Source organism: Prauserella cavernicola, from assembly GCF_016595675.1.
In the GTDB taxonomy this organism is placed as follows: domain Bacteria; phylum Actinomycetota; class Actinomycetes; order Mycobacteriales; family Pseudonocardiaceae; genus Prauserella_A; species Prauserella_A cavernicola.
Genome location: NZ_JAENJH010000002.1, coordinates 395,642 through 408,000 on the forward strand (window position 1 = coordinate 395,642; position 12,359 = coordinate 408,000).

Annotated in this window: 10 protein-coding genes; 4 read left to right on the forward strand and 6 right to left on the reverse strand. The window is 68.8% G+C overall.

Annotated elements, in window-relative coordinates; translation table 11 throughout:
* Position 1: 1 nt before the first annotated feature.
* The 3 genes from JHE00_RS08470 to JHE00_RS08480 form a co-directional block, all read right to left on the reverse strand.
* Positions 2-586 (reverse strand): DUF3558 domain-containing protein, encoded by a 585-nt coding sequence (locus tag JHE00_RS08470; RefSeq protein ID WP_200316693.1) that lies wholly within the window; start codon positions 584-586, stop codon positions 2-4.
* Between the two features lie 10 nt (positions 587-596).
* Entirely contained in the window at positions 597-1,064 is a 468-nt protein-coding gene (locus JHE00_RS08475) for an alpha/beta hydrolase (RefSeq protein WP_230423171.1), read from the reverse strand.
* 217 nt (positions 1,065-1,281) lie between these two features.
* Positions 1,282-2,067: an ESX secretion-associated protein EspG gene (locus JHE00_RS08480; protein WP_200316695.1), complete on the reverse strand. Its 786-nt coding sequence runs from the start codon at positions 2,065-2,067 to the stop codon at positions 1,282-1,284.
* A gap of 120 nt (positions 2,068-2,187) precedes the next feature.
* On the opposite strand from JHE00_RS08480, the gene JHE00_RS08485 reads away from it, so the two are divergent.
* The gene (locus JHE00_RS08485; protein WP_200316697.1) at positions 2,188-2,430 is read left to right on the forward strand and encodes a hypothetical protein; all 243 of its coding nucleotides are present in this window, start codon (positions 2,188-2,190) and stop codon (positions 2,428-2,430) included.
* 64 nt (positions 2,431-2,494) lie between these two features.
* Here the strand turns inward: JHE00_RS08485 and JHE00_RS08490 are convergent, their stop codons facing one another.
* Positions 2,495-4,444: a glycosyltransferase gene (locus JHE00_RS08490; RefSeq protein WP_200316699.1), complete on the reverse strand. Its 1,950-nt coding sequence runs from the start codon at positions 4,442-4,444 to the stop codon at positions 2,495-2,497.
* Between the two features lie 86 nt (positions 4,445-4,530).
* Positions 4,531-4,980 (reverse strand): GtrA family protein, encoded by a 450-nt coding sequence (locus JHE00_RS08495; protein WP_200316700.1) that lies wholly within the window; start codon positions 4,978-4,980, stop codon positions 4,531-4,533.
* Positions 4,981-5,052: 72 nt separating this feature from the next.
* Here JHE00_RS08495 and dprE1 point away from each other — a divergent pair, with 72 nt between their 5' ends.
* Both dprE1 and dprE2 read left to right on the forward strand, forming a co-directional pair.
* Positions 5,053-6,435 (forward strand): decaprenylphosphoryl-beta-D-ribose oxidase, encoded by a 1,383-nt coding sequence (gene dprE1 / locus JHE00_RS08500; RefSeq protein WP_307831859.1) that lies wholly within the window; start codon positions 5,053-5,055, stop codon positions 6,433-6,435.
* The gene (gene dprE2 / locus JHE00_RS08505) at positions 6,432-7,187 is read left to right on the forward strand and encodes a decaprenylphospho-beta-D-erythro-pentofuranosid-2-ulose 2-reductase (RefSeq protein ID WP_200316701.1); all 756 of its coding nucleotides are present in this window, start codon (positions 6,432-6,434) and stop codon (positions 7,185-7,187) included. Before dprE1 ends, dprE2 begins: the two co-directional genes overlap by 4 nt.
* Before the next feature lie 13 nt (positions 7,188-7,200).
* On the opposite strand, the gene JHE00_RS08510 is transcribed toward dprE2, so the two are convergent.
* Positions 7,201-9,351: an ArnT family glycosyltransferase gene (locus JHE00_RS08510; protein WP_200316702.1), complete on the reverse strand. Its 2,151-nt coding sequence runs from the start codon at positions 9,349-9,351 to the stop codon at positions 7,201-7,203.
* 111 nt (positions 9,352-9,462) lie between these two features.
* On the opposite strand from JHE00_RS08510, the gene JHE00_RS08515 reads away from it, so the two are divergent.
* Positions 9,463-12,318 carry an arabinosyltransferase domain-containing protein gene (locus JHE00_RS08515; RefSeq protein ID WP_200316703.1) on the forward strand — a complete coding sequence of 952 codons (2,856 nt, stop codon included), beginning with the start codon at positions 9,463-9,465 and terminating at the stop codon, positions 12,316-12,318.
* Positions 12,319-12,359 lie beyond the last annotated feature (41 nt).

A 12,359-nucleotide genomic window follows, 5' to 3' on the forward strand; every position in this document is an offset into this window, starting at 1 on the left:
ATCACCCCTTGGGAAGTTTCGGCTCAACGATTTCGGCGATCTCGGACACCGTGCCGCACATGTCGTCGAATTTGAACCCGTTCAAAGTGACGTCGACACGAGAGGTCTCACCCACGCCAAGAGCGACAATGCAACCGCCAGGCCCCGGCATCTGGGCAACCTCGCGGTCACCAATGGAACCGGCCCTGACCGGGTTGCCCTCGATCGGCTCCGCGTCTTTTACGCCCTGGGAGTCGCGAATCGCGATTCCGACGGCGAACCCGTCATTGCCCGCCTCGACACCGGTCTGCCAGCTACAAGCTCGGGCTCCGCCCGTACTTTCAGGTCCCGCGCTATCAACCTGGCCGAACTCGCTGAGCTCCTCGGGGCTGAGCAACGAGCACGGATCCAGGCCCACCGTCGGCGCGTCACCATCACCACTGTCAACCGAATCGCTCACCGAAGGCGCACCACTCGACTCGGCAGCGGTCGACGGCTCGGTTCCCGCCGGCTGAGCCTCGCCCGGTTCCTCCCCGGAGCAGGCGGACAACAACACAACCGACAGCACCACGGCAACGGCTGAGAAACGTGAGATCTTGTGTCGCATCCGTCCAGTCCTAGCTTGACCGAACACTGTCGGCCGCTGAGTTCTCGGCTTCGTGATAGTTCTCGACGGCCTTCGTCAGAGCCGTTTGAAGATCCTCCAAGACCTGGGAAAACTGCTTCAAGACAGTTCCCGCTGATCCCACAGAATCCGCCGCGCTTCGCTGATCGTGCGCCGCCACAGCGTGTCCGTATTCATGCGCACCCAGCTTGGGCGCCTGAGAGAGCATCAAGACCGTTCGACGCTGAATCGTAAGCAGCCGAGTCTGCATCTCGGCCACTGCCTGCTCCAGCGGCTGCACACCCTCGGGACTGATCCGGAAGCCACCGTCGTGCGCCGCCTTGAGCAGCTTCTGCGACTCCGCCTTTGCGGCTCCGACGGCCTTGGTGTCAAGTGCGGAAACCGACTTGCCAATGGCGGCACCGGCTCCGGCGCCGACCGCTCCGGAATCGGACTGGCCATCCTCCCACGCGATCGGCATCGCTACCCCTCATCTCGCCTGCGCATCCACGCCTATGTCGTCCGACGGCAGTTTACAAGGCGACAACCCACCACGGCGGGCGTTCACCAAAAACCGTCCACGACCGCGGTCTGACGCAGCCAGCCCCCGTTCGGTTCCATCAGGGTTACGGGTATGCCTCCAACCGGGCGTCCAGCCGCTGGTCGTCGGTCAGGTCGGGAGCAGTGCCGCCTTCCCTTCACCGCTGCAGGTACGGCTCCAGCTGCGCGTACAGCTGCTGGGCCAGGCGGGCGTTGTCGCCCGGGGCGTAGGTCAGCCACTGCTGGCCGTCCTCCGCCGAGCGCTGCGTGCAGAAGTAGCGGCCGTCCTCCGTGTCGAACCAGGCCAGCAGGCCCAGGTTCGCCGGCTTGCCGTCGCGGTCGAGGGCGAAGGGCGTGAACTGGCCGATTCCCGTTTTCGGCTTCTCGAACAGCCTGGCCACCGCGCGTTCCTGGGACGCCGACTGCGAGCGCGGCGCCGCGACGTTCGCGAACGGGTCATAGGCGTCTGCGCCGCCTGCCGCGTGGCGCGGACGCCTCGGGGCCGGTTTGGCCACCGTCACCGACTGGCCGGGCGCCGGGGGCGTGAGGGGCAGCAGGTCGACGATCGCCGAGACGAAGTTCGTCGGCCGCGACTCCTCGAACTTCAGCAGGTTGCCGTCCTGTTTCACGACCACCGCGAACTGGCCGTCCGACGACGCCCTCGCGAACAGCTCGCCACCCTTGTCGAGCTGGGCCGCCGCCGTGATCGCCAGTGGCGAACGGACGAACGTCTCGAGTGCGAGTTGCACGTCGGCATCGACACGGCCGCGTCGCACCAGGTCACGGCCTTCGAGGTCGCGGAAGACGGCTTCGCGCACCTGGGCGCGCTGCTCGTGTGTGGTGCCCATATGGGGGATCTGGAAAGGGAACGGAGCTTTTCCCAGTTTGAGGTGCTCGAGCAGCATGTCCGCCGCCACCAATGACAGCGAGAACGAATGCGCCATTTCCCTGTGCCCCCTGAAATCCCTCGTGTGCTGCGCATGCACGTTAGCAGCAGGGGTTCAGGCTGCGCTGTCAGCGAACCAATCTTGCCGTGACGATCACCGGCTGCTGTTGTGGACTACATGTCCGATGAGAAATCCACCCTGGTCCTGCACCTGGTCAGCGGCGGCGAGCCGCTGCTGTTCACGGTGCACCCGGACGCCGTCGCCGAACTCACCGAGCAGCTCGCGCTCTACCTCGACCACGGCTCCGTCCAGCCCATTCGAACCAAGGAGGACGTCACCCTGCAGGTGAACTTCGCGCACGTCGCGGTCGCCTACGTCGACGACCTGCAGCGCAGGGGAAAGGTCTTCGGCCTGCACTGAGCGGCCGGGCGAGACTGGGACCACCGGGGTGGTGAGTGCCCCCCGGCACTCACCACCCCGGCGATCACAGCTCGTAGAGCCGCGTCCAGTTGTCGCGGCTGGTCAGCTCGGGCATGGCGCGCTTGTACTGCGCCTGCACCGCATGGCCTTCCTTGCGGAGCCGGTTCACGACGCGAACGCCGCGCTTGGCCAGGTCGAACATCCGGTCGCGGTCGTAGCGACGGACGCGCACACCCTCCTGGGAGGCGTCGGTGACGACCGCGGTCTCGAACAGCGACACGTGCCACCAGTGGGCCTCGTCGCTGGGGATGGCGCCGAGCGCGAAGCGGTGCTTGCCGAGCAGGCGGTTGAGACCGCGCTTGAGCAGCACCGCGCGCTGCATGCTGGGCCTTGGCGCCGTGTTGATGATGCCGATGTCGTTGGACGCGATGCCGGGGACGTCGGTGGCGGCGTGCCGCTTGGTCTCCGGGTACTGCGCCCGGATCTCGCGGATCTCCTTCATCGCGGCGACACCGCCGTCGTGCAGGATCTCCGGCCCCTCGAGGAAGTCCTCGACCGCCTTGATGAGGGTCGCCGAGAGTCCGTACTGCATGCCGAGCAGGTACCGCACCAGCTGGGCCATGAGGACCCGGGAGAGCACGTTCAGGTCGAACGGGCTGTGCAGCGCGGCCGTGATGATCGAGTTACGCAGGTTGAAGTAGCGGTGCCACTCGTCCCAGTCCTTCCAGTGGAAGTCCGCGTGCCACACGCCCGCGCCCGGCAGCGTCACGGTCGGGAAGCCGTGGGCCTTGGCCCGGTAGCTGTACTCCGCGTCGTCCCACTGGAAGAAGAACGGCATCGGGTAGCCGATCTCCTTGACCACCTCGTACGGGATCAGGCACGACCACCAGCCGTTGTAGCCGGCGTCGAGGCGGCGCTCCTGCTGCTTCGGGTTGCCGTTGTGGTCGACGCCGAGCAGGTCGGCGGTGTTGAAGCTGTGCGCCACCGGCTGGCCGGGCTCCAGCGTGTTGAGCCGGGCGTACTCCGCGCCGACGTGCAGCTGGTTCGGGTGGAGCAGGTTGAGCATCTGCCCGCCGACGATCATCGGGTTCGCCGCACGGTTGGAGAACGCCGTCAACCGGATCACGAGGTCCGGCTCGAGCAGCACGTCGTCGTCCATGAACAGCACGTTGGCGTGTTCGGTCTCGGTGTGCCCCGCGACCTCGTAGAGGCCGCGGGTGAAGCCGCCGGCGCCACCGAGGTTCGGCTGCTTGATGTAGCGCAGCTTGGTGCCGAGCTTCTCGGCGACCTCGGCGAAGCCGTCCCGCGAGTCGACGGTGTCGTTGCCCTGGTCGGCGACGTAGATGGCGTCGAGCGTGTCGAGCGCGGGCAGCGAGTCGGCCAGCGCCTTCAGGTTCGCCAGGCAGTCGTCGGCGCGGTTCATCGTGCAGATGGTCACCGCGGTCGGGCGCACCTTCTCCGGCGGCTCGACGGTCCAGCGGACGTCGGAGACGGTCAGGCGCTCACCGGCCTCGGTCTCCAGGTCGAGCCACAGCGCGCCGCCGTCGTAGAACTTGTCCAGCTTGGCCTCGAGCGAGACGGTGCCCGGCTGCTTGGCGTTGTCGACCTTCGTGGCGGCGACGGTGCGCCACACGCCCTCGACGTCGGAGGCCCGCACGGACAGCTGACCGGAGCCGGTGACGGCGGCCTCGACGGTCACGGAGGCAACCTTGGTCCAGCGCTGCCAGTAGCTGGCGGGGAACCGGCCGAAGTAGGTGTTGCCCGACACCTTGGCCGAGGGCTCCAGCGTGAGGCTTTCGCGGTCGCGGGAGGCGACGCCCTCGGTGATGCTGGAGTAGAGGTCCTTGCTCACCACATCGGACGGCCCCGCGAAGAGACCGCGCTGCGCGAGGAGCCTGCCCTGGGGTGTGTGCTCGGAGAACAGCGCCTGCTCCTCGCTCGTCGTCGCGGCAGCCGGGGCCTTGCCGTTGGCGGCCGGCTGTTGTGCGGTGGCCGGAGCGGCTTTACCGGGCATCAGACCTCAGTCCTCCAAGGAAAACATTTCAAGCTGGGGCTTGCCCGATAAGGTACAGGCCACCGCCGAGGACAATCACAAGGCCATCAAACCCGGGGTTCGCGGAACACGACCCACTTCAACATCACGAAATTGATGGACGTTGCGGTGCCCTGCGCGATGATCCACGCGAGCGCGACGCGCCAGCTCAGATCGGCCGGCAGAAGTTCCAGTGACAGAGCGTTGGTACCGACGTTGACGAAGAACGTGACCGTGTAAAGCAGCATGAAGCCGCCGACCCTGGCCGCTCCGCCACTTTGCGCACCCTTGAACGTGAACCGGCGGTTGAGAAAATATGCCGTCGTGGTGCCGGCGATGAAACTGATCGCCTTCGCGAGGTGCACCCACGTGCCCGCCTGCAACAGGGCCCAGTAGATACCGGAGTCCACCAGCGCGCAGAAACCGCCGATGAGACCGAAACGAACGAGCTGCGCGAACAGGCTCGGAGAAGCGGAACTACCCGCCGTCTCGCCCGCCTGGGAGTCCGTCGCCACCACTGCACTACCTCGTCGGCCGGGGGATTCTGTCCGGTCCGAGTCTCGCACACGGGCATCGCTACCCTGGTCCGGGTGAGCGCAGCGACTCCAGAACCCCACACCGAACGCAGGGCACTCGCCGGGTGGGCCCGGACCGCCCCGACGATCGCGAACGTGCTGAGCACGCCCGACGTCGAGACGATCGCCCGTGCGGTGGCCAGGGCGGGCGAGCGCGGTGTCATCGCGCGCGGCCTCGGCCGCTCCTACGGCGATCCGGCCCAGAACGCGGGCGGCCTCGTGGTCGACATGACCGCATTGGACCGGATCCACTCGATCGACCCCGACACGGCGACCGTGGACGTCGACGGCGGGGTCAGCCTCGACGCGCTGATGCGCGCGGCGATCCACCACGGCCTGTGGGTTCCGGTGCTGCCGGGTACCCGCCAGGTGACGATCGGTGGCGCGATCGCCAACGACATCCACGGCAAGAACCACCACACGGCAGGCAGCTTCGGCAACCACGTGCTGTCGATGGACCTGCTGACCGCCGACGGCAGGGTGCGCACGCTGACCCCGGAGGGCCCCGAGTCCGAGCTGTTCTGGGCCACGGTCGGCGGCATCGGCCTGACCGGCATCATCGTGCGGGCCACGGTGCGGATGAAGCGCACGGAGACGGCGTATTTCATCGTCGACGCCGACCGCACGTCGAGTCTCGACGAGACGCTGGAGCTGTTCACCAACGGCTCCGACCTGAACTACGACTACTCGATGTCGGTGCCGGACCTGATCTCCAGGGACGACCGGCTCGGCAGGGCCACGTTCTCGCGCGGTTCGCTGGCGAAGATCGACGACCTGCCCGACAAGCTCAAGGCCGAGCCGCTGAAGTTCGACGCGCCGGTGCTGATGACGCTGCCGGACGTGTTCCCGAACGGGCTGGGCAACAAGGTCACCTTCGGGCTGATCAACAACCTGTGGCAGCGCACGGTTCCGAAGCAGGGCGCGCGCGGCAAGATCCAGAACCTGACGCAGTTCTACCACCCCCTGGACATGCTCAGTGAGTGGAACAGGGCGTACGGATCGGCCGGTTTCCTGCAGTACCAGTTCTCCGTGCCGTTCGGCGCCGAGGACGACCTCAAGCGCATGTGCCGCAAGATCGCGAACTCGGGCCACTACTCGTTCCTCAACGTGTTCAAGCGCATGGGCGAGGCGAACCCCGCTCCGCTGTCGTGGCCCTCGCCCGGCTGGATGCTGAGCGTGGACTTCCCCAGCAAGGACGGGCTCGGCGCGTTCTGCAACGAGCTGGACGAGGACGTGCTCGCCGCGGGCGGCAGGCTCTACACCGCCAAGGACTCGCGCACGGCGGCCGAGACCTTCCACCGCATGTACCCCCGGCTCGACGAGTGGCGCAAGGTCCGCCACTCGGTCGACCCTGATGGCGTTTTCGTTTCCGACATGGCCAGGAGGCTGGAACTGTGATCGACGCGGTGGGCAACCCCCAGTCGCTGCTGCTGCTCGGCGGCACCTCGGACATCGCACTGGCGATCGCCGAGAAGTACCTCGCCAAGCGTCCACTTCGGATCGTGCTGGCGGCGCGTCCCTCCGACCGGCTCGACGCGGCGGCCAAGCGGCTCGCCGACGCGGGTGCCGATGTTTCCACTGTGGACTTCGACGCGAAGGACACCGCCTCGCACCCCGCGATGCTCGACAAGGCGTTCGCCGGCGGCGACATCGACGTGGCCGTGGTGGCGTTCGGGCTGCTCGGCGACGCCGAGGAGGTCTGGCAGGACCACGCCAAGGCCGTTGAGCTGGCGACCGTGAACTACACGGCCGCCGTGTCGGTGGGCGTCGCGCTCTCGGACCGGCTCAAGAAGCAGGGCCACGGCAAGGTCATCGCGCTGTCGTCGGTGGCCGGTGAGCGCGTGCGGCGCTCGAACTTCCTCTACGGCTCTACGAAGGCCGGTTTCGACGGCTTCTTCCTGGGTCTTGGCGAGGCACTCAAACCCTCCGGTGTCACGGTGACCGTGGTGCGCCCCGGCCAGGTGCGCACCAAAATGACCGAGGGCATGGGCAAGGCGCCGCTGGAGCAGACCGCGGAGCAGGTCGCCGAGATCGCCGTGACGGCCTCGCGGGCAGACAAGGACCTCGTGTGGGCGCCCGGCACGTTCCGCTGGGTGATGTCGGCGCTGCGGCACGTGCCGAGGCCGATCTTCCGCAAGCTCCCGATCTGAGGTTCGACCGGCGCTACTGGATGAACCAGTAGCCGAACGACGTGTACTCGGGGTAGGGGCTCAGCAGCGGGCGAACCGGTGCGAGCTCCACCCTGGCCGTCGACGAGGTGATGGCGTCGGCGGGCACGGTGAAGGACTCGACGCTCCACTCGCCGCGCTTGGGCCCGAGGTTCCAGACTCCGACCTCGCGGCCGTCGACCAGCACGCGCACCGACCGCTCCTCGCCGGGGGCGAGGATCCGGCCCGCGATTTTCAGTTCCTTGCCCGGCTCGAGGTTGTGCGCGGTGAAGGACTCGCCACCGACGATGACCCTGCCGCTGTCGATGACGTCGTCCTGCCTGCGGAGCAGACTGTTGGGCTGCAGGCCAGGCTGCTGCATGCTGGCCTCGTAGTCGTGTGACTCCTCACTGTCGAGGTCGCCCGTGTTGAGGTAGTCGCGCACGTCGCCGGGGACGGGGCAGGCCGTGCCGGTGCCCGCGAGCTCCCAGTGCGCCTCGAAGACCTTGAGTTCCTCGAACGGCACGATCCGGAAGCCCGTGAGGTCCGCGGGCGCGCGCACGGGCAGCACCTCGAGCGGGTTGGGGCCGAGCACTCCGGCGTCCACGAGCGGCCGCATGGGAGCTCCGGGCTGCGGTTCGTAGATGGCGAAGTAGTCGGGGCGCTCGCCCGGTGGGAGCTTGCGCAGCTCCTCGTACAGCGCGCCGGTGCCGTTGTTGCTGGCCTCGGCCAGTCCGTTGGTGGCGAGGCCGATCGTGTCGATCACCTTGCGGTTGCCGAAGTAGGCGGCGGCGCCGACGTCCTTCACGGCGACGATCGCGTCTGGCGGCAGGTTGCCGTCGATCCAGACCCCCAGCGAGACGTCGGTGTCGCGGATGGTCGCCGACTCGCGGCCGAGTTTCACGGCCCACGCTGGCAGTGCGACGAGCGAGAACAGCAGCGCCACGACCAGCAGCACGTGGAAGCCGATGCGGCGGGCCAGCGGCGCCGAGGCGACCCGCGAGATGGCGTGGACACCGCACACCGTCAGGAGGATGTAGAGCGGCATGAACGGGTGGAAGTAGCGCAGCTCGTGGATCAGCGCGGTGGACAGCGTGGACACCGACACCACGACGGCGCCGAAGCCCAGCACCACGGCGATGAGCAGCGGTCGCCACTGCCTGCGCGTGACGAGCAGGTACGCGACACCCATCAGGAAGACCACGAGCATGCCGGGGAAGGCGAAGTCCTGGCCGTTCATGCCGTTGAAGTACTCGAGCGTGCCCCGGATGTTGGCCATCGTGCGGTCGACGACGTCGCCGAAGTAGAGCACGGGCCGGTCGTTGAGGTGCGACTTCGACTGCACGCCGTTGGCCGAGAACGTGCCCGTGGCCAGCCGGTAGAACAGGTACTGCCCGGCGGCGGCCGCCAGCGGCAGCAGCGTCCACAGCGCGGGGCGCAGGACCTTCCGTTCGCGCCGGACACCGCGCAGGGTCCACAGCATCGCGCCGCAGAGCAGCACGGCGAGGATCATGCCCTCTGGCCGGACCAGCGCCATCGCGGTGGCGACGACGGGCGTCCACCGGAACCGCACCGAGGGTCGTTCCTTGACGAACACCAGCAGCGACGCCATCACCAGCATCGAGGTCAGCCCGACCTCCATGCCGCTGGCGGCGCCCCACAGCAGCGGTCCGCTCACGGCGACGAGCACGCCGGCCCAGACGCCGACGGCGCGGCTCACGAGGATCTTGCCGAGGTGGTAGACGAGCCCGGTGGTGATGGCCATGCAGATGACGCCGAGCACCACGGCGAAGATGAGGAACAGGCTGCCCTGGAAGCCGATGGCGTAGGCGCCGCCGAGCACGAACGCGTAGAGCAGGCTGCTCGCGCCGGTGCTGATGGGGTCGCCGGTGTTGTACTGGAACGGGTGGCCCTCGCCCAGCTGCTTGCCGTACTGCAGGTGGATGTAGACGTCGTCGAGCGGCGCGATCAGGGTGCCCTGGTTGTAGGCCAGGTCCACGACCACGAACACCGCGCCGAGCAGGAGCGAGACACCGCCGAGCAGCCACGCGAGGCCGTCTCGCCTGGTGAGGAACGCGCGCGCACGCCCGGTGGGCACGTCGCGACGCGGCTCTTCGGCCCCGTCGTCGGTCTCGCCGCGCCTGTCCGTGTCGGCTGTCGTGGTCATCTCTCCCCGCCTGTCCGGCATTCAGTCGTAAGCTACCGACCAGATCGGGCGTCGCCGCGAGTGGGTTGACCCGCGCGGGCGCCCGCGCGGTCCTGTTCCTAGGGTTCAACGGTGTCCTTTCAACGCTGGGCGATCGCCGGCCTCGGACTCCTCTCGGCACTGACCGCTGTGCTCTTCGTGCTGGCACCGGTCAACCAGGACGTGACGACCTACGAGTGGCCGTCGGCACAGGAGACCGAGAGCACGGCGCTGCCGCTCTTCCCGTACGAGCCCGAGCGGCTCGACGTGACCTTCGGCTGCGCTGACGTCACCACATTGGGTGAAGGTCTGCTGGTGTCCACGACTCCGGAGCGGCAGCCGGGGTCCCAGCCCAGCCCGCCCGGGCTGACGGCGAGGGCCGAGGGCGGCTCCGTCGTGGTGAGCCTCGGTGACGAGGAGCTGGCGCGACAGCCTGCTGGCGCTGACTGCGAGTGGGCGTTGCGCTCCGGCACGGACGGCACGCGCTTGACGGTGGACGGCACCGAGGTGGGCCACAGCCGGAGCACGGCCGCCGTGAACGGGCTTTTCACAGACCTGAGCGGCGAGACGGGGCTGCGGGCCACGGTCGTACCGGACACCAGGTACGAGACCTCCCCGAGCGCGCTCAAGCTCGTCGCCGGGGCGGTGTCGGTGGTGAGCCTGCTGGCCATGCTGGTGCTGCTGCACCGCTGGGAGGCACCGAGGACGCGGCACGTGCGCGTGCTGCCGAGGCGCTGGTGGCGGCCGACGCTCGCCGACGGAGCCGTCGCGGTCACGCTCGCGGTCTGGGCCGTGATCGGCGCGCTGACCGTGGACGACGGCTACATCGTCACGATGTTGAAGTCCGACGCCGACACCGGCTACGTCGGCAACTACTTCCGCTGGTTCAACGCGCCGGAGGCGCCGTTCGGCTGGTTCTACGAGCTGTACCGCCTGCTGCTCGACGTCAGCGCGAACCCGTGGTTCCTGCGGCTGCCGTCGGTGCTGCTGGGCTTCGTCTCGTGGCTGCTGCTCGACCGGCTGCTGCTGCGCCGGTTCACGTCGGGGCCGAGACGGTACCTGCGCTGGGCGAGCGCCGCGCTGTTCCTGGCCTGGTACCTGCCCTTCGACGTCGGCGTGCGGCCGGAGCCGTGGATCGTGCTGGGCTCGCTGGTGGTGTTCGCGCTCGTGGAACGCGCGCTGGCGACCAGGGCGTTCACCCCGCTCGCGATCGGCGTCGTGGTGGCGGGCGCCACGGTGGCCGTGACGCCGACCGGCGTGGCCGCGTTCATGCCGTTCCTGGCCGCCCTGCCGCCGATCATCCGGCTGGCGCGCGGGCACTGGGGTCTGGTCCTGAGCACGCTGCTGGCCACGACGGCGAGCGCGCTGCTGTTCATGTTCTACGACCAGTCGCTGTCCGCCGTGCTGCACGCCACCGACGTGCGGACCGCGATCGGGCCGAGCTACGGCGTCACCGACGAGCTCATGCGCTACGAGCGGCTGTTCGACGGCACGCAGGTGGAGGGCGCGCTGAACCGCAGGGTTCCGGTGCTGCTGATGCTCGCGTCGATGCTGGTGCTCGCGGTACTGCTGGCGGTGCGGCGCATCCCCGGACTGACGGTGGGCCCGACGCGGAGGCTGCTCGTGGGCAGCGCGCTGTACCTCGTGGCGCTGGCGTTCACGCCGACGAAGTGGACGCACCACTTCGGCGCGCTGGCCGGGCTCGGCACGCTGGTCGTGGCCGTGACCGTCTACACCATCACGCGGGGCGCGCTGCGCAAGTCGTGGCAGAAGTCGCTGGTCATGGCGCTGCTCGCGGTGACGGTGATGTTGGCGCTCGACGCGCCCTCGCGCTGGTGGTACCTGTCCAACCTCAACGTCAAGTGGTCGATGGTCGAACCCGGTGTCCGCAACATCGACGCCTCACTGATCGTGCTGGTGCTGGGGCTGGCGATCGCCGTGGCGGGCCTGTTCGGCGCGTGGCGGTGGTTGCGCCAGCCGGGCTGGTTCGTGGTGGCCGTGGCGCTGGGCACGGTGGTCGTCCAGGTCGGGACCATGGCGTACGCGATGGTGCCGCGCTGGAACACCTACACGATGGGCAGGGCCAATCTGGACTCGATGGCCGGCGGCAGCTGCGGCGTCGAGGACTGGCTGGACGTGGAACCCGACGTGCGGGCCGGGCTGCTGCCCGCCCGCGGCGAGGCGACCGAACAGGGCGGGTTCGTCACCAACGGCGGCTTCCCGAAGGGCATGCGACCGGGGGCGCCCTACGGCACCGACGAGGCTCCCGTGTGGGGCAGCGGCGGCGCGAAGGGCTCGCTCACCACCGGCTGGTACTCGCTGCCCGACGGCGCGGAGGCGCCCGACTCACCGCCGCTGGTGGTACCGGTCGGCGGAGTCGGCGAGGTGACGGTGAAGCTCCAGTTCGCCGACGCGGACGGCACCGTGCTGCCCGATCAGGAGCAGGAGCTCGAACTGCACCACGAGGACGACGAGGACCCCGACCCGTCCTGGCGCGACGCCAGGTTCGATCCCGGCGACGCCGCGCAGGTGCGCGTGGTGGCCACCGACAACGCCGACGGCGAGGGCTGGATCGCGGTGGGCGCGCCGAGGCTGCCGAAGGTCGTGCCCGTCGCCGACGTGGTGCCCGTGTCGGAGCCGGTGATCCTGGACTGGGTGGACGCGTTCGTGCTGCCGTGCCGCGCCCCGTCGTCGGTGGCAGGCGGGCTCTCCGAGCCGGTGCGCTACCGCTTCGCCTCGGGCCCCAGCATCCGCTGGCTCGCCGGGGTGTCGCTGTCGCACGCAGCGGGCGGGCCGCACGCGCCGCTGCTGCAGCTGGCCACTCAGACCCCGGTACCGACCTACCTGCGCGGTGACAAGCTCTTCGAGCCCGTCAGCCTGTTCCGCCTCGACTACGACCTGCCGGTGCGCGGGGTCTCGACCACCACCACCCAGCGTTCGGAGTCGTGAAAAAGGCCCCCAAGTGCACCGGGGTGCGCTTGGGGGCCCAC